We start from the raw sequence: 18,898 nt of genomic DNA, 5'->3' as shown, positions 1-18,898 counted from the left end.
GTCGCCATGCACATCGTCATTCCGCTGTTCGACGGGTTCACCGCGCTGGACGCCGTGGGCCCGTACGAGGTGCTCAAGATGCTGCCCGGAGCCGAGACGGTGTTCGCCGCCGAGACGGTGGGACCGGTCAGGGACAGCGCCAAGACGCTCGCTCTGACCGCCGACGCCGCGTTCGACGAGATCACCGCCTGCGACATCCTGGTGGTACCGGGCGGCAGGGGCGTCCGTGACTTCCTGGCGGACCCCGGCCTGATCGCATGGGTCGAGCGGATGCACGCCACGACCACCTGGACCACCTCGGTCTGCACCGGATCCCTGGCGCTCGCCGCCGCGGGACTGCTGGACGGTCTCACCGCCGCCTCCCACTGGAGCGCCGCGGAGGAACTGCAGGGACTCGGCGCCGTCTACACCGGGGAGCGGGTGGTGTTCCACGACGAGCAGCGGATCGTGACCTCGGCCGGGGTCTCCTCGGGGATCGACATGGCGCTCGCGCTCGCCGGGCGGATCGTCGGCCCGACCACCGCCCAGGCCATCCAGCTGATGATCGAGTACGACCCCCAGCCGCCCTTCGACGCGGGCTCGCTCGCCAAGGCGCCGCAGGCCGCCAAAGACCTCCTGGCGGCCGGCCTCAACCGCTGAGGCCGGATACCGGGCCGGGGATCACGGCGCCCGGTCGGCGGCGCCCCGCTCCGGCCGCTCAGGTCCCCGCGCCAGACCCTCCGCTCCCCGCCCCGGCCCCTCGGCGCTCCGTCCCACCGCTTCGACCAGCGGCAGCACGCGGTGCGGCACGCGCTCGCGCAGCGCCACCTCGGTCCGGGTGCGGACCACGCCCGGGGTGCGGATCAGCCGCTGGATGACGTCCTCCAGATGCGCGTTGTCGCGCGCGACGACGCGGGTCAGCAGATCGCCGCCGCCGGTGACCGAGACCGCCTCGATGATCTCGGGCACCGCGGCCAGCGCGTCACCGACATCGTCCAGGTGCCCCTGGGTCACCTCGATGTGCACGAAGGCGAGCACCGGGTGGCCGAGCGCGGCGGGCGACAGCCGCGGACCGAACCCGGTGATCACCCCGTCGCGCTCCAGCCGGTCGATCCGGGCCTGGAGCGTGCCGCGGGCCACGCCCAGGACGCGGGCGTACTCACGCACGCTGGTGCGCGGCTGTTCCAGCATCAGCCGCAGGATGCGGGCGTCCAGTGCATCGACGGCCATGGGCCACTGGTCTCCTTCTGGTCGGTCGGCAGAGCTCTTCACTGTACCAATGGCCCAATACCGACTGGCTCGTTTGAGCCATTGCCCCTGGTGATGCTTTCCTTGGCGTGACGATGGCGTTGCGGTCCTCCGCAACGCCTTTGTCATGTCTGCTGATCGAACGATGCTGAGCAAGGGGCGGGACCACCGACGTGAAGAGGATGTTGATCGCTCCGGACCCGGGGCACGCGCGGCTGCGCAGCGCGTCCCGCGCGGTCCTGGGCATCGCGCTGGCGGTCACCTCGGCCCTGCTGGCCGGGCTGTCGATGCCCGCCGTGGCGGGCGGCGGCCTCGCCGCGCTGCTGGCGCTCTTCGTCATCGGTGACGCCCGGGTCGGACAGCAGGCGGTCACCACCGCGCTGATGCCCGTCGTGGGGCTTCCGGTCCTCGCCGTCGCCGCGTGGCTGCACGCGTTCCCGTACGCCCGTGACGCGGTCTTCGTCGCGGTGGTCTTCGGCGGCGTCTACGCCCGCCGCTGGGGGCCGCGCGGGCACGCGCTCGGCGTCTTCGCGTTCATGATGTTCTTCATCTCCCAGTTCCTGCACGCCGTCCCGGCCGTGCTCCCCGAACTGTGCGGGGCCGTCGGCCTGGGCCTCGCCTCGGCCGCACTCGTCCGCTTCGGCCTGTGGTGCTACGAGCGCCGGGCCGCGCCGCCGGCCGTCGTCGCGCTGCCGCAGGCGCGCGGACTGCGCAGGACCACCACCCGCCAGGCCTTCCAGGCCGCCGCCGCCTCCGGGTGCGCCCTCGCGCTCGGCCAGGCGCTCTCCGAGGACCGCTGGTACTGGGCGGTCGGCACCGCGTGGTGGATCTTCGTCAACACCGCCCACCGGGGAGAGACGCTGGTCCGCGGCTTCCGCCGGGTGCTCGGCACCGTCACGGGCATCGCCGCAGGTCTCGCGCTGGCCCTGCCGCTGCACGGCGCGGGGGCGCCGACCGCCCTGCTCGTCGGGATCTGCGTCTTCGGGATCTTCTACACAGCGCCCGTGTCGTACAGCTGGATGATGTTCTTCGTGACCGTCATGGCGGGCTCCCTCTACGGTCTGCTGGGCATCCTCCACCCGGGTCTGCTGTGGCTGCGGCTGGAGGAGACCGCGGTCGGGGCGCTCGGCGCCGCACTGGCCGTGGTCGTCGTCCTGCCGATCAGCACGCACTCCGCCACCGACGCCTGGATCCAGCGCGCGCTGCACGGCGTGCGCGACTTCACCACCCAGGCTGCACACCACCTGGCCGGCGGCCCCGGCGAGGACCTCGCGCAGCGCGCGCAGGAGCTCGACCTCGTACTGGGCCGGGTCAGGACCACCGTCGCCCCGCTCGTCCACCCGTTCAGCCCGCTGCGGGCCCGCAGGGCGCGGGCGCGCCGCGTGCTCGCGCTGCTCGACGAATGCGCGGAGCGCGTCCGCGCCCTCGCCGCGGTGGTGGCCGACCCGGACGCGGGCCACGACGAGCGGCTGCTCGCGGCCTGCCGCCGCGTCGAGGAAGCCGTCCACCGGCTCGTGGCGCCCGGTGCTCCGCATGTCCCGGCGCAGCTCACGGTGGTCGCCGAGGCCGGCGAACACCCGCACGCGGAGCACGCGCTGGCGCACCTGCACGCACTGGAGGGGGCGCTCACGGCTCTGGTCGCACCCCTGCGCGCAACTCCACGCGCCCCTTTGGCCGTCTGAGCTGCGGCGTGGACACGTGGCCCATGTCTGAGGCATGTGCATCGGCCACAAACAGGATGGATCAACCGCTCCCTCGGGTAGGACCCTCCGCATCGGAATTCCGCGGGCCGCAGCGGGATGCGGTCCGGGAGCCGAACACCTTGGGGAGTGCGCGGCGTGCTGAACTTTCTGCGACGGACCGACGTCATGGCGCATCACGAACGGACGGTGGCGCTCCAAGCGCCGGTCGGGCGCCCGGTGGCCCGCCCGGCGGGGGCGGGGCAGTGGGACGCCCAGGGCGACGTCTGGCCGCCGGCCAGGGAGTTCCTGCGGCAGCTGTACCGGGAGGAGGCCGACGCCGACGGCCTCGCCGCACGCCTGACGGGGGTGCGGGCCGAGATCGACGCGACCGGCACCTACCGGCACACCAGACAGGAACTGGTCTTCGGCGCCCGCGTCGCCTGGCGCAACAACAACCGCTGCATAGGACGGCTGTACTGGAACTCCCTGCACGTCCGCGACCGGCGCCGGATCTCCGACGCCGCCGGCATCGCCGAGGAGTCCGCCGCCCATCTGCGCGCCGCGGCCAACGGTGGACGGATCCGCCCGGTCATCACCGTCTTCGCCCCCGACGCCCCCGGCCTGCCCGGACCGAGGATCCACAACGAGCAGCTGATCAGGTACGCCGGCTACCGGGACGCGGACGGCGGGGTGACGGGGGACCCACGCAACACCGGCATCACCGACGCGGCCGAGCGACTGGGCTGGCCGCGCGGACCGGGCACCGCGTTCGACGTCCTCCCGCTGATCGTCGAGGGCCGCGGTGAACAGCCGCGCTGGTTCACCCTCCCCGCCGACGCGCTGTTAGAGGTGCCGATCGTCCACCCGGAACTGGAGTGGCTCGCCGAATGGGGGCTGCGCTGGCACGCCGTCCCGGCGATCTCCGACATGTGCCTGGAGATCGGCGGCATCCGCTACCCGGCCGCGCCCTTCAACGGCTGGTACATGGGCACCGAGATCGGGGCCCGCAACCTCGCCGACACCGACCGCTACGACCTGCTGCCGCGGTTCGCCCGGCGGCTGGGACTGGACACCAGCAGCGACCGGTCGCTGTGGAAGGACCGCGCCCTCGTCGAACTCAACCGGGCCGTCCTGCACTCCTTCGACCGGGCGGGCGCCACCGTCACCGACCACCACACCGAGTCCCGCCGCTTCCTCGCCCACGTCGACCGCGAGGAGCGCAAGGGGCGCAGCGTGCCGGCCGACTGGTCGTGGATCGTGCCGCCGATCTCCGGCTCGGCCACCGAGGTCTTCCACCGGTACTACGAGACGGGGGAGCGCACACCGGCCTACGTGCACCGCTCCGCCGCACCCCGCGACGGCCAGGGGACCTGTCCCGGAACGGTTTCCGTGTAGCCCCGCCCGTGCGGCCCGCGGCGCCGCCCACTAATGTCACCGCAGCACACGTAGCTGGAGTGACAGGAGCAGTGGTGGCCGCGCACGCATACATCGGATCGTTCACGTCGGCGGGCGGGCGCGGCCTCACCACGGCCGTCGTCGACCCCGGGACCGGTGCGCTCACCGTGCTCGGGTCGACGGCGGCGGTGGACGACCCGTCCTTCCTGGCGCTCTCCGCCGACCGCGAGGTGCTGTACGCGGTGAGCGAGACCCGGGAGGGCGGCGTCGCGGCCTTCTCCCTCGCGGACCCCGCCGCGCCGCGGCAGCTGGGCGGCACCGTGCCCGTACGCGGCAGCGCGCCCACCCACCTGTGCCTGCACGGGGGACACCTGTTCACCGCCAACTACTCGTCGGGCAGCGTCAGCGTGCTGGCCCTCGACGCGGCCGGCGGCGGGCTCGGCGCGGTGCGCAGCGTGCTGGAGCACGAGGGCGACGGGCCGAACAAGGACCGCCAGAAGGGCCCGCACGCCCATATGGTCCTGCCGGATCCCTCGGGCCGCTGGCTGCTCAGCGTCGACCTCGGTACCGACTCGGTGCGGGTGTGCGAGCTCGACGCTGCCACCGGCGAGCTGGAGATCGAGCGGGAGCTCGGGCTGCGCTCAGGGGCCGGACCGCGCCATATGACCTTCCACCCGCGCGGTGACCGGGCGTACGTCATGAACGAACTGCACTCCGTCGTCACTGTCTGCCGGTGGGACGCGGCGGCCGGATCGTTGCGGCCGATGAGCGAGGTGTCCGTGCTGCCCGAGGGCGCGGCGGACCCGGAGCACCCCAACTACCCGTCGGAACTGGTCGTCTCGCCCGACGGCCGCTTCGCCTGGGCGGCCAACCGCGGCCACAACAGCATCGCGGTGCTCTCCCTCGACGAGTCCGGGGAGCGGATGGAACTGCTGGACACCGTCCCGTGCGGCGGGGACTGGCCGCGTCACCTCACCGCCGACCCGTCCGGCCGCCGGCTGTACGCGGCCAACGAGCGGTCCGGTGACGTGACCTGGTTCGACATCGACCAGGAGACCGGCATCCCCAAGCAGGCGGGCTCGGTCGACGTCCCGGCCGCTTCCTGCGTGCTGCTGCGCTGAACCCCACGTTCTGAACGCCACGTTCTGAACCCCACGCGCTGAAGGCCACGTTCTGAGCACCATGCGCTGAACGCCGACTGGAGACGAGACGACGGTGCGGGCGGCGCCGAACGCACCGCCCGCACCGTCGGGGACACGTCAGTGCGTCGGGGCGCCCTGCGGGGCGATACCCAGCGCGGTCGTGTACTTGGCGACCACGAGCTTGCCCACCGCCGGGTAGGGGCCGAGCGCGTCGGCGCCCGAGCAGCCCGCCTCCTCGGCGGCGGAGTGCAGCAGCTGGGCGGCGACCTCCGGACCGATCAGGCACGGCGCCAGGGCGAGGTTCGTGGAACCGGAGCCCCGCAGCTGCTCGGCCGCGCGGGCGATCGACCCGTCCACGTCCAGCGCGGCGGCCAGTACCGGGACCGCGAGCCGGGCCGCGAGCAGCAGACCGGTGACACCCGCCGCCTGTACGGCCTCCTCGCCGCCCACGGTGGCCAGGATGATGCCGTCGGCGGCCGTCGCGACGGTGAACAGCCGGGCACGGTCGGCGCGGGCCAGACCAGCCTCGGAGAGCCGTACGTGCAGCGCCTCGGCGAGCAGCGGGTGCGGGCCGAGTACGTCGGTCACCTCGGCGCCGCAGCGGCTGTCGGTCACCGCCTGGCGGATCCGGCGGACCACCGACGCGTCGGGCCCGGCCAGCAGCGGGACCACGACGGCGGCGGGGGAGCCGTCAGGGCGCTCGGAGGCGGCCTGCGTCAGCACGGCCTCCAGCGTCGGGAATTCGGCGTCGTCGCCTTCGAGGTAGCCGATGCGCGGGTCCAGGCCCGACAGCTCGGACCGGGCGATGCTCATGACCTCTTCCGCGAGGCTGCGCACAGCGGGGGTCGGGGTGCCGGGAACAGCGAGAACCAGCACCGGCGCGCCCTCGGGCGCGGCCAGGGGCTCCGGTCGGCGGTGGCGTCCCGGCTGGCGGGGACGCGGCATTCGAACGGGGAGGCCGGCTGCGGGGCCAGTGGCAGTGCTCATGGCGTCGCATGCTAATGCCTCGCGGTGCGCGGGTGTTCGGGTGGGTACGTCCTAGGGGGGACCTGTCCCGTTCCGTCCGATTTTCCTTCACGTTCGGTCACATTTGGCTGTGCGGCTGCACGTGCATCGGGACGTGCAGCAGCGCCGGGTCCTCGGGCAGTGACAGCGTGCCCTCGGCGAGCGCGCCCGCGATGCGCAGGGCCCCGAGCAGCGGATCTCCTTCGGCGGGGACGAACTCCGCCTCGGGGAACACCTCGGGTGCCAGCTCGCGCAGCGGCCCTAGCAGCGGCTCGCCCATCTTGAACAGGCCGCCGGTCAGCGCCGTCCGGCACGGACTGGTGCCGGTGCCGGTGCCGTTGCCGGTGGTCGGGCGGACGGCGGCGGCCGTCTCCAGGATGTGCCGTGCGGCCTGCCGCAGGATGTCCGCCGCCACCGGATCGGAAACCGCGCAGCGGGCCACCGCCGGGGCGAACGAGGCGAGGACGGCCGGCCGGTCGGCCCGCGGGTACAGCTGTCCCGGCAGGCCGTCGACCGGGCCGAAGAGCGCTTCCGCGCGCTGCAGGAGCGCGGCGGAACCCCCTGCCCGCCCGTCGTGGGCGCGCAGGGCGGAATCCAGGCCGGCGCGGCCGATCCAGGCGCCGCCGCCGGCGTCGCCGAGGAGATGGCCCCAGCCGTCGGCACGGCGCCAGCCGGAGTCGTCGAGCCCGGTGCCGAGAGCGATCATTCCGGTGCCCGCCGCCACCACGACCCCGGGGCGCAGGCCGAGGGCGCCCGCATACGCGGTCACCGCGTCCGCGGCGAGCGCGAGCGCGCGCACGCCGAAGGCCTCGCGCAGCGCCCCGGGCAGCACGGCGCGCAGATCGTCGCCGAGCGTGGCAAGGCCCGCGGCGCCGACCGCGATGGCGGTGAGCGTGTCGGCGCCCGCCGCGCGCATCAACTCACGGGCGGCGGGGAGCACTTCGTCGAGCAGGCTGTTGGCGTCGATCCCCCGGGCGGCGACCACGGCGGGCCGCTTGGAGGAGACCGGCGCGGACCTGGCGGTGCCGTCGGCACGGGCAAGGGACACCCGCACCCCGGAGCCGCCGGAGTCCACACCGAGGACCCAGCCGCCGGAACCGGCCATCGGGTCAGCCGAGCCCGCGGGAGTCCTGCTTGAGCGCGGTGTCCACCGTGAGCGCGGAGGCGACCACCATGCTCAGCAGCGGCTCGGCGAGCGGCCGGTGGATCTGCAGCACGTAGTTGTCCGCCGTGGTGAACATGGTCTTGGCCAGGCCCTCCCACGTCTTCGTGATACGGGCGACCTCGGTGTCGGTGTGGTCCACGATCGCGAAGTTCCACGCGCGCCAGTTCTCGGCCTTGATGGCGCCGATCTTCTGGCCGTTGACCTCGAACGAGAAGTTGATCTTGCCGATGGCGTTCTGCTGGACGATCTCGCCGAGCGTCTGTCCGTCCGGGCGCTGCACGATCACCTTGGACTTGATGAACTTCGCCGGCCGGGTGAGCAGCAGCTGCGGCTGCCCGTGGGCGTCCCGCACCTCCAGCTTGACCGAGAGGAACTGGTCGATGCTGGAGACGAAGCGCAGCACCTTGCGGGCCGTGCTCTGGCCGACCTGGCTCACCGAACCGAGGGAACGGCCCTGCTGGTCGAAGACGCTGTACTCGTTGTTCAGCTCGATGAGCTTGGCCTTCTGGTTCACCACCAGGATCGGCTCGTTGAACAGCGTGCCGCCACCACCTCCGGTCGGCGCGACACCCGCCTGGTGCTGCACCTGGCGCTGCACCTTGGACGGGTCGTGGCCGCCGTCGACGTTCAGTTCCCAGGCGTTGTTCGTCTGCTGCTGGGGAACCTGGCCCGGCTGGCCGGTGTTCGTGTGCTCGGTCCACTGGGAGCCGTCCCAGTAGCGGAGCAGGTTCGGGGTGCCTTGCGGGTCCGCGTACCAGCCCGCAGGAGTATTCGAATGCGTCGTCACCCGGGCAGCGTACAGTCCGGCTCCGTCACGGCAGGCGCCAGTCCACGGGATCGGCGCCGAGTCCTGTCAGCAGGGCGTTGGCCCGGCTGAACGGCCGGGAGCCGAAGAAGCCGCGGTCCGCGGACATCGGGGACGGATGCGCCGCTTCGAGCGCGGGCAGTTCGCCGAGCAGCGGACGCAGGTTGCGGGCGTCGCGTCCCCACAGGATCGACACCAGCGGGGTGCCGCGCGCCACCAGCGCCCGGATGGCCTGCTCGGTGACCTCTTCCCAGCCCTTGCCCCGATGGGCCGCGGGCTTGCGGGGCGCCGTGGTGAGCGCCCTGTTGAGCAGCAGCACGCCCTGCCGCGTCCACGGCGTCAGGTCCCCGTCGGAGGGCCGGGGGACGCCGAGGTCGGTGCAGAGCTCCCGGTAGATGTTCTCCAGGCTGCCGGGGAGCGGACGCACCTGCGGGGCCACGGAGAAGCTCAGCCCCACCGCGTGGCCGGGCGTCGGGTACGGGTCCTGACCCACGATCAGCACCCGTACCTCGTCGAACGGCTGCTGGAACGCGCGCAGCACGTTCGCCCCGGACGGCAGGTAGGTGCGCCCCTCGGCGATCTCGGCGCGCAGGAAGTCTCCCATCGCGCCGATCTGCCCGGCGACCGGCTCCAGGGCCTTCGCCCAGCCGGCCTCGACGATTTCGTTCAACGGTCGCGCTGTCACGATCCGTCACTCTAGTGGCTCAGCCGATGACGGCCGCACGCACGCACAGGACGTCCGGGAGATGGGAGACGGCCAGTTGCCAGCTGTCGCCCTCGTCCGCGCTCGCGTAGACCTCGCCGTTGCGGTTGCCGAAGTACACCCCGGCGGGATCCGCGTCGTCCAGGCACAGCGCGTCCCGCAGGACGGCTCCGTAGTGCGGCTCCTGCGGCAGCCCCTGGGAGAGCGGGGCCCAGGTCCCGCCGGCGTCCTCGGTCCTGAAGACCCGGCAGCGCAGGTCCGGCGGCAGCCGGTGGGCGTCCGCGGTGATCGGGAAGACATAGGCGACGCCGCCGCGGCGCGGGTGGGTGGCGATGGTGAAGCCGAAGTCGGCGGGCAGGCCGGCGCCGATCTCCGACCACTTCGCTCCCGCGTCGTCGCTGCGGTAGACCCCGCCGTGGTTCTGCAGATACAGCCGGTCAGGGTCCTCGGCGTCCTGCGCGATCTTGTGCACGCACTGCCCGAACTCCGGGAACCGCTCGGGCTGGAAGGTGCACTGCACCCCGGTGTTGGACGGCGTCCAGCTCGCCCCGCCGTCCAGCGAGCGGTAGACCCCGCCGGTGGACACCGCGACGGTCACCGCGTCCGCGTTGCGGGGGTCGGTCACCACGGTGTGCACGGCCTGGCCGCCGAATCCGGCGTTCCACTCGGCCCGTTGCGGGTGCTCCCACAGGCTGCGCACGAACTCGAAGCTCTCGCCGCCGTCCTCGGAGCGGAACAGCGCTCCCGGCTGCGTGCCCGCGTACACCACATCCGGGGCGGCGGGCCCGGCGGGATGCAGCTGCCACACGCGCTCCAGCGAGGTGTCGGTGTCCTCGGGGAACTTCACGGCGGGCCTGGCGGGCTCGTGCCAGGTCGTCCCCAGGTCGTCGGAGCGGAACACCGACGGCCCCCAGTGCGAGCTGTCCGCCCCCACCAGCAGCCGGGGCGTGTCGCGGCGGGTGTCGATGCCGATGGAGTACACCGCCTGCATCGCGAAGTGCGGGCCGCTGAAGTCCCACCCCCCGCCGCCGTTCCTGCGGCCGAGGAACAGACCCTTCTGGGTGCCCACCGCGAGCAATACGTCGTTCATGGCACGTCGCCTCCATGCTGGAATGTGTCCGACATCACAGAGTCTCCACCCCACCACTGACAATGGCCCGCCGCGCGCGGTTCCCGAAGGTCGGCACCGCGTCCTGCGACCCGTCCGCCCGCCGCGGTGATCTACTGAACGGGTCCGGATCCACGGGACGCGGGACCGCGGCGCCGCCCGGATCACCGCGGAAGGGGCCCGCGTCGTGCTCATTGATCTCACCGGAAAGACCGCCCTGGTCACGGGGTCGACGCAGGGCATCGGAGCCGCCATCGCGACCGGGCCGGCGTGCGCCGGCGTCACCGTCAATTCGGTGATCGCCGGACCCACCCACACCGGCGCCGTCGAGGACTTCGTGTACGAGCTGGTGGACCGCGACCTCCCGTGGGACGAGGCGCAGCGCGCGTTCATGCGCGAGTACCGGCCGCAGTCGCTCGTCCAGCGGCTGATCGAGCCCGAGGAGATCGCCCACATGGTCGTCAACCTGAGCTCGCCCCAGGCGTCGGCCACCACCGGTGGCGCGATCCGGGTCGACGGCGGATACGTGGACTCGATCGTCCCGTAGTGGCGCCTGCCGCCTGCCGCCTCCGGAACTCCCCGAACCGGATCGAGGGCGCGGATGTCAGATGGCCCACCCGTACTGGTCGGGAACGCGAGACACCGCGCCCAGCTCGCGCGCCGCGCGCAGCGCCCAGTGCGGGTCGCGCAGCAGCTCGCGCCCGAGCAGGACGGCGTCGGCGCGGCCGGAGGCGATGATCTCCTCGGCCTGCCGGGCATCGGTGATCATGCCGACCGCGGCCACCGGCAGATCGGTCTCCGTCCTGACCCGCTCGGCGAAGGACACCTGGTAGCCGGGGCCGGTCGGGATCCGGACCTTGGGGACGTTGCCGCCGGTCGAGACGTCGAGCAGGTCGACGCCGTGGGCGCGCAGCTCCTTCGCCAGCCGGACGGTCTCGTCGGCGGTCCAGCCCGGGCCCGTTCCGTTCTCGGACAGCCAGTCGGTCGCGGAGACCCGGAAGAACACCGGCAGATCCGCGGGCCACACCGCGCGCACCGCGTCGACGACCTCCAACGCGAAGCGGATCCGGTTCTCGAAGCTGCCGCCGTACTCGTCGGTGCGGTGGTTGCTGTGCGGGGAGAGGAACTCGTGGATCAGGTAGCCGTGGGCGCCGTGCACCTCGACGACCTGGAACCCGGCCGCGAGCGCCCGCCGGGCGGAGTCCGCGAACCTGCCGGCGATCTCCCGGATCTCTTCTACGGTCAGCTCCCGCGGTACGGGGTGGCCGTCGGCGAACGGCGCCGGGCTCGGGCCGGCCGGCTGCCAGCCGTTGCCCTCCGCGCCGACCGGGCGGCCGCCGCGCCACGGTCGGTCCGTCGAGGCCTTGCGCCCGGCGTGGGCGAGCTGGATGCCGGGAACGGTCCCCCGCTCCTTGAGGAAGCGGGTGATCCGGCCGAACGCCTCCTGCTGCCGGTCGTTCCACAGCCCGAGGTCGGCCGGGCTGATGCGGCCCTCCGGGCTGACGGCTGTCGCCTCGGTGAGGATCAGGCCGGTGCCGCCGGCCGCCCGTGCGGCGAGGTGTGCGAAGTGCCAGTCCTGCGCCACACCTTGCTCCGGACCGTCGACCGCCGCGCTGTACTGGCACATCGGCGCCATCCAGACCCTGTTCGCAATGGTCAGGGACCGCAGGGTGTAAGGCTCGAACAGTGCGCTCATGGCGCTCTCCTCGTCGTAGGGCTCACCGGATCGCTTCACCGGACGCCTTCTACGATACGCATCGTAATACGGCAGATGTCAAACTACGAGGAATCTCGTACTATAGATCCATGACACCGCAGACCGCCCCCGCAGCCCGCGCGCTGGAGCACCCGGAGCGCGCGGCCATCCGCCTCGAAGGCGTGCTCCACGCGCTGTCCGACCCCATGCGGCTGCACGTGGTGCGCACCCTGGCCGCCGCCGACACCGAGCTGGCCTGCTCCGATGTCGAGCTGCCGGTCAGCAAGTCCACCACCACCCACCACTTCCGGGTGCTGCGCGAGGCCGGCGTCATCGAGCAGAACTACCGGGGCACCTCCAAGATGAGCGGCCTGCGCCGGGAGGATCTGGACGTGCTGTTCCCCGGGCTCCTGGACACCGTGCTGGCGGCGATCGACGGGCAGTGCGAGCGGCTGCACGGACCGCGCGACGCCCGTTGAGACCGCGCGACGCCCGCTGAGACTGTCCGACGCCCGTTGAGAGCGCCCGCCGCGTCCGGGTCAGGCGGCCTGGCGCGCGGCGGCCAGCAGCCCCGCCCAGTCCTGGATCTTGACGGTGCCCCGGTCGAGCGACCTGCCGAGCGCCTTCTCCGCGGCCTCGATCGACAGCCAGCCCTGCCACGCCACCGGATCGCCGCCGCCGGCCCGCAGCGCCTCCAGCGGGTCGCGCGCCAGCGACCTGGCCAGCAGCCGCGGCGCGTCCTCGATCAGCGCCGCCACAGTCTGCTTCGCGCAGGGCCGGTTGGTGCCGATCACCCCGGTCGGCCCGCGCTTGATCCAGCCCGCGACGTACTCGCCGGGTGACGGCACCCCGTCCCGCAGCACCCGGCCGCCGTCATTGGGCACCACCGCGTGCTGCTCGTCGAACGGCAGGCCGGGCAGCGGCACGCCCTGATACCCCACCGAGCGCAGGACGAGCTGGGCCTCGATCTCCTCCAACTGCCCGGTCCCGCGCACCCCGCCCAGCCCGTCGGGCACCGTCCGCTCGAAACGGACACCCGACACCCGCTCGTCGCCGAGGAGTTCGGCAGGGCGCAGGAAGAAGCGCAGATGGATCCGGCGCGGGCGGCCCTGCGGGACCCGGCCGGCCCACTCGCGCAACACCTCGACATTGCGACGGGCCACGGCAGGCAGCGCGGAAGGGTCGGCGTACCCGGGGTCGAGGGCCAACTCGTCGGCGTGCACGATGACATCGGCGCCGGACAGTCCGCCCAGCTCGCGTAGTTCCTTGGTGGTGAACTTCGCCTGGGAGGGGCCGCGCCGCCCCACCATGTGCACATCGGCGACCTGGCTGGCATCGAGGGCGGTGAGCGCCGACTGCGGGATGTCGGTGTGCCGCAACTCGTCCGCGCCCCGCGCCAGTACGCGGGCCACGTCGACCGCGACATTGCCGACCCCGATCACCACCGCCGACCGGGCGAGGAGCGCGAAACCCTCCGGTGGCTCGTCCGGGTGGGCGCTGTACCAGGACACGAACCTGGTGGCGGAGTAGCTGCCCGGCAGATCCTCGCCCGGCACGTCCAACCGCCGGTCGGCGGCGGCGCCGAAGCAGTAGACCACCGCGTGGTAGAGCTCGCCGAGCTGCTCGGGCCCGAGCGCCGGCCCCACCTCGACATTGCCGAGGAAGCGCACCCGCGGGTCCTCCAGCACCTGCCGAAGATTGCCCTGCAGGGACTTGATCTTCTCGTGGTCCGGTGCCACTCCGTAGCGCACCAGGCCGTACGGGCACGGCAGCCGGTCGAGGACGTCCACCGCCACGTCCGGCACGGTGGTCTGACGGGTCAGCGCCTCGGCCACGTACACGCCACTGGGCCCTGAACCGACTACTGCGACTCGAAGCACGATCTGGCTCCTTCCGCGGATAAGCCCAGCATGCGCCATCGCCGTGCGTTGCGGGAGTGGCGCGCGCCGCTACCGGTGTCCGGGACGAGCTTTCAGCGCTCCGCGGGCCCGCGAATCCGTCAGGGCAACGGCGAGCGCACGGGAGGGCGGCTGTCCGCCGCCGCGACGGGTCCCTCGACGGTGGGCGGCGGAACGCCCAGCTCCCAGTCCAGCCCGTACCGGGTGAACAGCTCGGCCCGCAGCCGCGGCAGCGGCATCGGCACGCCGGGCACCAGGAGGGCGACCACCGCGCCCATCAGCAGCGCGCGCAGCATCGGGTACTCCGCGCCGGGATCCTCGGCGCCCCACCGTACGACCGTGTCCTCCAGCAGTGCGGCGAGCTTCTGCTGCTCGGCGCACTGGATGAAACCCTCTGCCTGGAGGATCGACGCCATGTGCGTCCGCATCAATTTCGTGTGCGTCTGGGTCAGGCCCAGGATCGCGTCGATGGCCCGCGCCATCCGCTCCTGGCCGTCCTCGGTGGACGGCTCGCGCTCCAGCGCCGCCGCCAGCTCCAGATGCATCAGGCGGTGCACCGCCGACTGCACCAGCTGGCGTTTTCCCGGAAAGTAGTACGACACCAGACCGCGCGCGGTGCCCGCCCGGTCGGCGATGTCGCCGAGGGTGGTCGCCTCGTAACCGCGTTCTTCGATCAGCTCCACCGTCGCCTGGAGGAGCCGTTCCCGGGAACGCCGCCGCATCTCTTCATTGACCGATGCGCTTCGGGGAGACATGCTTTACTCCTGCGTTGACTGGCTCTCAGCCAATATACTCAACGCACCCCCGCGGGCCTACGCGCCCGCACGGGGAACGGGGGCCTGGGTCGGCGCCCGGCGGCGCGGGGGACCGCCGGGCGCCGACCCGGTCACAGCGCGCCGCAGGCCCGTGGCCGGTCAGAGCCGATGACGCGGCGGTCTGGGGAAGAAGCCACTGGTGCGCGCCGTGTACTCGGCGAATCCCGGGCGTCGTGCCATGTGCCGCTCGAGCATCGGCTTGCCGCTGCCGCGGATCAGCAGGTAGCTCATGACCAGCGGTGACACCAGCGTGATGGCCGCGAGCGGGGTCGAGCAGGCGAGCAGGAAGAGCCCCCACCACACGCAGAAGTCGCCGAAGTAGTTGGGATGCCGGGTCCAGCTCCACAGCCCGCCGTCCATGATCGTGCCGTGATGCGACGGATCCCGCCTGAAGCGGGCGAGCTGGAAGTCACCCACGGATTCGAAGAAGAACCCCAGCAGCCACAGCGCCACCCCGGCCGACGCGAACCCGTTGAGCGCGCCGGGCACGTACATGGCGAACTGGACGGGAAGCGACACCAGCCAGACCAGTGCCGCCTGCAGCAGATAGACCATGCGCAGCGCGTAGAGGCTCCGGCTGCCGGGCGCGCGCGACAGGATCCGGGCGTAGCGCGGATCCTCGCCGTGGCCCCAGCCGCGCAGACCGATGTACACGGACAACCGCACGCCCCACGCCGCCGTCGCGATCAGGACCAGCAGCCGCCGAGTCTCGTCCCCATGGCCCGCGGACAGTGCGTACGAGACCCCCGCCACCAGGGCGAAGGCGGTACCCCAGGCCACGTCCACGACCCGGTGAAGACCCTTCGCGGCGCCGACCGCGAAGGCGGTGAGGAGCACCGCGAGGGCCGCGCCGGCCGAGGCCGCGAGGCACATGGCGAAGTCGCCCCAGGGAAAGCCGTTCACCAGGCACCGTCCGCGCCGCGCACCAGCAGCAACTGGCGCACATCCAGATAGCCGGACCGGAATCCCGCCTGGGAGTAGGCCAGATAGAAGGTCCACATCCGGCGGAAGGTTTCGTCGAACCCCAGCTCGGCGACCTCCTGGGCCCGTTCGGTGAAGCGCTCGCGCCACAGCTCCAGCGTCCGGGCGTAGTGCGGCCCGAACCCGGTGTCCTCCGCGATCCGCAGTCCGGTGTGGCGGGCCAGCACCTGTTCGACGGCGGTGACCGAGGGCAGCAGACCGCCGGGAAAGATGTACTTCTGGATCCAGGTGAAGGTGCGCCGGGAGGCCAGCAGCCGGTCGTGCGGCATGGTGATCGCCTGCAGCGCGATCCGTCCGCCGGGGGCCAGGAACCGTTCCAGTGCACGGAAGTACACCGGCCAGAACTCCTCGCCGACCGCCTCGACCATCTCCACGCTGACCACGGCGTCGTACTCGCCGCGGATCTGCCGGTAGTCCCGCAGCAGCACCGTCACCCGGTTCTCGTACCCCGCCTCGCGGATCCGCAGCCGGGCCAGCTCGCGCTGTTCCCGCGACAGGGTCACCGTCACCACCTCCGCGCCGCGCTGTGCGGCCCGCAGCGCCAACTCGCCCCATCCGGTGCCGATCTCCAGCAGCCGGGTGCCCGGCTCCACGGCGGCGAGGTCCAGCAGCCGGTCGATCTTGCGGTGCTGGGCCACGGTCAGCGGTTCGGCTCCGCCAGCGGAGCGGAGGTCGCCGGGCGTGCCGTCCGGCGGGAACAGGGCCGCCGAATACGTCATCGTCGGGTCCAGGAAGAGCGAGAACAGGTCATTCGACAGGTCGTAGTGGCGGCTGATGTTGCCGCGCGCCCCCACCATCGTGTTGCGCTGGGCGGCCGGCTGCCGCAGCGCCCAGGCGCCGCGCAGCCGTTGCAGCGGGGCCGGCACGAGGGACGCGACGTGGGAGGCGAGCACGGTGAGCACGCCCACCAGGTCGTCGGAGTCCCATTCGCCCGCCATGTACGACTCGCCGAAGCCGACGAGTCCGGACTCACCGATCCGGGCGAAGAAGGGGCCCGGCCGGTGCACCCGCAGCAGCGGAGCGTCCGGCGGCCCGGCCGGTGCGCGGTCCGGCAGGCCCAGACGCAGCGGCAGGCGGGTCACGGCCCGCCGCACCAGATGCCCGGCGACGGCCGCGCGGACCGGCGCGGCGGGCGTCCGGGCGACATCCGGCCAGAGTTCCGGGTTCACCGGCAGAGCGCGGGCCACGGACGGCCGGGCCAGGGACGGCCGGACCATGGCCGGACGGGAAACGGACGGACGGGAAACAGGGGCAGTCACTGCACACCCTCCTGGGGTCGGTGCGGGGGACGGGGCCGTACGGGCAGGCCGCGCAGGTACAGCAGGACTCCGTGCACCCGGATGAGCACGGACACACCGGCCGTCGACCACGGGTGCCGCACAGCGGCCCGCAGCAGGCCCGCGGCGGTCGCGGGGCGCCGCTCGCCCCGCAGCGTCGCGGTGAACGGACGGCTTTCCGCGCGCTCCAGACGGACCGTCAGATCGAGTCGGGCGCCGGGCTCCGGCAGCCGCATGCGGTACTCGCCGTCCACCGGGAAGAACGGCGAGACGTAGAACTCCTTCGGGGTGACGGCCCGGCCCGCCGCGTCCGGGCGCAGCAGATAGCAGTGCCGTTCGCCGTACGTGTTGTGCACCTCGGCGACGACACACTCCGTCGAACCGTCCGGCCGGTGGCACCAGTAGACGGTCAGCGGGTTGAAGACATGGCCGAACACCCGGGCCGCGGTGAGCATCAGCACCCGGCCGCGGGGCCGCTCCACCCCGTTCGCCGCGAGGAAGCGGTCGAGTCCCCCGCGGATGTCCGGTGCCCCGCCGCCGAAGTGGTCACGTGCCTCGAAACGGGCCAGCGGGCGCAGCGGGCGCGGCAGTCGGGGCAGCGCGTCCAGGTCCACCAGCCAGAGATACGTACGGTGCCGGAAGGCGTGCCGCAGCGGGGCGGTGCGCACATGCGCCACCACGCACTCGTAGAGCGCCGCGGTCACCATGGGACGCCCAGCGCGGCGGCCGCCGCGACTCCCGAGCGGCAGCCGTCCTCGTGGAATCCCCAGCCGTGCCAGGCCCCGGCGAACGTGGTGACCGGGCCGTTGAGCCCGGGCAGCCGCTGCTGGGCGGCGACCGAGCGCCTGGTGAAGATCGGGTGCGTGTACTCCATGCGGTCCAGGACCAGGGCCGGGTCGACGAGTCGCTCGCCGCCCAGTGTGACGACGTACTCCTGCGCGCTGTCCAGCCGCTGGAGGCGGGTCATGTCGTAGCTCACCAGGACCCGGTCGGGGGAGGCGCCGCACGAGGGCAGCAGATAGTTCCAGGAGCCGCGCGCGCCGCTCGCCCGGGGCAGCAGCGAGGTGTCGGTGTGCAGCAGCGCGGGGTTGCGGGAGTAGGCGAACGCGCCCAGCACCTCGGACTCTTCGGGCGTCGGGTCCGCGAGCAGCCGCAGCGCCTGGTCGGGGTGGACGGCGACGACCACGGCGTCCGCGGTGTGCTCGGCGCCGTCCCCGGTGCGCAGCTGTACGCCGCCGGCCCGGCGGGTGAGCGCGTGGACCGGGGCCGAGGTGTGCACCGTGGTCAGCTGTTTGGCGATCCGGCGGACGTATTCGTGCGAGCCACCGGTGACGGTCCGCCAGGCCGGGGCGCCGGTCACCGAGAGCATCCCGTGGTTGTCCAGGAAGCGGAAGAGATGGCGGGCGGGATAGCCGGCCGCCTGCGCCGCGCCGCAGGACCACACCGCCGAGACCAGCGGCGTCATGAAGTGCGAGACGAAGTACGGCGAGAAGGCCTGCTCGGCGAGGAAGTGGGCGAGGGTCGGCTCCGGGCCGTCCGCCGGCCGCGCCAGCAGTTCGCGGGCCGCCCGGTGGAAGCGCGGCACCTGCGCGAGCAGCCGCAGATAGCGCACGTTGGCAGCGTTGCCGGGCCGTGCGAACAGGCCCGCCGCGCCGCGGGCTCCGGCGTATTCGAGACCGCAGCCGTCGCAGCGCACCGACATGCTCATGTCGGTCTCCTGGGTGGCCACGCCCAGTTCGGCGAAGAGCCGCGTCAACAGCGGGTACGTACGGCGGTTGTGCACGATGAAGCCGGTGTCGACGGCGAACGCCCGGCCGCTGTCGGCGGCCACCACCTCATGGGTGTCGGCGTGGCCGCCGAGCCGGGCGTCCGCCTCGAACAGCAGGACATCGTGCGTCCTGCGCAGGACATACGCGGCCGCGAGTCCGGCGATCCCGCTCCCGATGATCGCGACCCGACGTCGTTCCGTCATCACAGCCCGCCCTCCTCACGCCCGCAT

General features: G+C 72.8%; 18 protein-coding genes and 1 pseudogene. 6 read left to right on the top strand and 13 right to left on the bottom strand.

Annotation, left to right across the window (positions count from 1 at the left end):
* The first annotated feature begins 6 nt into the window (after positions 1-6).
* Positions 7-639, top strand: a complete 633-nt coding sequence (locus AC07DC_RS17350) for a DJ-1/PfpI family protein (protein ID WP_478915269.1) — start codon at positions 7-9, stop codon at positions 637-639.
* 21 nt (positions 640-660) lie between these two features.
* Here the strand turns inward: AC07DC_RS17350 and AC07DC_RS17345 are convergent, their stop codons facing one another.
* Positions 661-1,209, bottom strand: coding sequence for an Lrp/AsnC family transcriptional regulator (locus AC07DC_RS17345; RefSeq protein ID WP_478915268.1), 549 nt, complete (start codon positions 1,207-1,209; stop codon positions 661-663).
* 200 nt (positions 1,210-1,409) lie between these two features.
* On the opposite strand from AC07DC_RS17345, the gene AC07DC_RS17340 reads away from it, so the two are divergent.
* The 3 genes from AC07DC_RS17340 to AC07DC_RS17330 all read left to right on the top strand — a co-directional run bounded on the left by AC07DC_RS17340 (position 1,410) and on the right by AC07DC_RS17330 (position 5,425).
* Positions 1,410-2,909 (top strand): FUSC family protein, encoded by a 1,500-nt coding sequence (locus AC07DC_RS17340; RefSeq protein ID WP_478915599.1) that lies wholly within the window; start codon positions 1,410-1,412, stop codon positions 2,907-2,909.
* Positions 2,910-3,056: 147 nt separating this feature from the next.
* Positions 3,057-4,304, top strand: coding sequence for a nitric oxide synthase oxygenase (locus tag AC07DC_RS17335; protein ID WP_478915267.1), 1,248 nt, complete (start codon positions 3,057-3,059; stop codon positions 4,302-4,304).
* 74 nt (positions 4,305-4,378) lie between these two features.
* Entirely contained in the window at positions 4,379-5,425 is a 1,047-nt protein-coding gene (locus AC07DC_RS17330; protein ID WP_478915266.1) for a lactonase family protein, read from the top strand.
* 138 nt (positions 5,426-5,563) lie between these two features.
* Here the strand turns inward: AC07DC_RS17330 and AC07DC_RS17325 are convergent, their stop codons facing one another.
* The 5 genes from AC07DC_RS17325 to AC07DC_RS17305 form a co-directional block, all read right to left on the bottom strand.
* Entirely contained in the window at positions 5,564-6,433 is an 870-nt protein-coding gene (locus AC07DC_RS17325; RefSeq protein WP_478915265.1) for a sirohydrochlorin chelatase, read from the bottom strand.
* 97 nt (positions 6,434-6,530) lie between these two features.
* Positions 6,531-7,556 (bottom strand): N-acetylglucosamine kinase, encoded by a 1,026-nt coding sequence (locus AC07DC_RS17320; protein WP_478915264.1) that lies wholly within the window; start codon positions 7,554-7,556, stop codon positions 6,531-6,533.
* Positions 7,557-7,560: 4 nt separating this feature from the next.
* The gene (locus AC07DC_RS17315) at positions 7,561-8,403 is read right to left on the bottom strand and encodes an LURP-one-related family protein (RefSeq protein WP_478915263.1); all 843 of its coding nucleotides are present in this window, start codon (positions 8,401-8,403) and stop codon (positions 7,561-7,563) included.
* 25 nt (positions 8,404-8,428) lie between these two features.
* A complete protein-coding gene (locus tag AC07DC_RS17310; protein WP_478915262.1) occupies positions 8,429-9,106 on the bottom strand; it encodes a uracil-DNA glycosylase in 678 nt (225 codons plus the stop codon).
* Between the two features lie 19 nt (positions 9,107-9,125).
* Positions 9,126-10,214 carry a WD40/YVTN/BNR-like repeat-containing protein gene (locus AC07DC_RS17305; protein WP_478915261.1) on the bottom strand — a complete coding sequence of 363 codons (1,089 nt, stop codon included), beginning with the start codon at positions 10,212-10,214 and terminating at the stop codon, positions 9,126-9,128.
* 139 nt (positions 10,215-10,353) lie between these two features.
* Here AC07DC_RS17305 and AC07DC_RS17300 point away from each other — a divergent pair.
* A pseudogene (locus AC07DC_RS17300) lies at positions 10,354-10,779 on the top strand (SDR family oxidoreductase); the annotation flags it as partial.
* 57 nt (positions 10,780-10,836) lie between these two features.
* Here the strand turns inward: AC07DC_RS17300 and AC07DC_RS17295 are convergent.
* On the bottom strand, positions 10,837-11,928 hold the full coding sequence (locus tag AC07DC_RS17295) for an NADH:flavin oxidoreductase/NADH oxidase (protein WP_478915260.1): 1,092 nt from the start codon (positions 11,926-11,928) through the stop codon (positions 10,837-10,839).
* A gap of 110 nt (positions 11,929-12,038) precedes the next feature.
* Between AC07DC_RS17295 and AC07DC_RS17290 the strand changes: the two genes are divergently transcribed.
* Positions 12,039-12,407: an ArsR/SmtB family transcription factor gene (locus tag AC07DC_RS17290; protein WP_478915259.1), complete on the top strand. Its 369-nt coding sequence runs from the start codon at positions 12,039-12,041 to the stop codon at positions 12,405-12,407.
* Positions 12,408-12,467: 60 nt separating this feature from the next.
* Here AC07DC_RS17290 and AC07DC_RS17285 read toward each other — a convergent pair whose 3' ends face one another.
* The 6 genes from AC07DC_RS17285 to AC07DC_RS17260 all read right to left on the bottom strand — a co-directional run bounded on the left by AC07DC_RS17285 (position 12,468) and on the right by AC07DC_RS17260 (position 18,874).
* Entirely contained in the window at positions 12,468-13,808 is a 1,341-nt protein-coding gene (locus AC07DC_RS17285; protein ID WP_478915258.1) for an FAD-dependent oxidoreductase, read from the bottom strand.
* 119 nt (positions 13,809-13,927) lie between these two features.
* The gene (locus AC07DC_RS17280) at positions 13,928-14,581 is read right to left on the bottom strand and encodes a TetR/AcrR family transcriptional regulator (RefSeq protein ID WP_478915257.1); all 654 of its coding nucleotides are present in this window, start codon (positions 14,579-14,581) and stop codon (positions 13,928-13,930) included.
* Positions 14,582-14,740: 159 nt separating this feature from the next.
* Positions 14,741-15,544, bottom strand: a complete 804-nt coding sequence (locus AC07DC_RS17275; protein WP_478915256.1) for a DUF1295 domain-containing protein — start codon at positions 15,542-15,544, stop codon at positions 14,741-14,743.
* Positions 15,541-16,839 carry a class I SAM-dependent methyltransferase gene (locus AC07DC_RS17270; protein WP_478915255.1) on the bottom strand — a complete coding sequence of 433 codons (1,299 nt, stop codon included), beginning with the start codon at positions 16,837-16,839 and terminating at the stop codon, positions 15,541-15,543. The genes AC07DC_RS17275 and AC07DC_RS17270 overlap by 4 nt, the downstream gene beginning before the upstream one ends.
* Positions 16,840-16,877: 38 nt before the next feature.
* Entirely contained in the window at positions 16,878-17,606 is a 729-nt protein-coding gene (locus tag AC07DC_RS17265; protein WP_478915254.1) for a DUF1365 domain-containing protein, read from the bottom strand.
* Entirely contained in the window at positions 17,600-18,874 is a 1,275-nt protein-coding gene (locus AC07DC_RS17260; RefSeq protein ID WP_478915253.1) for an NAD(P)/FAD-dependent oxidoreductase, read from the bottom strand. Before AC07DC_RS17260 ends, AC07DC_RS17265 begins: the two co-directional genes overlap by 7 nt.
* Positions 18,875-18,898: the final 24 nt, after the last annotated feature.

This window comes from Streptomyces sp. NPDC045021 (assembly GCF_056432645.1).
This window is presented reverse-complemented; position numbering and strand designations above follow the sequence as displayed.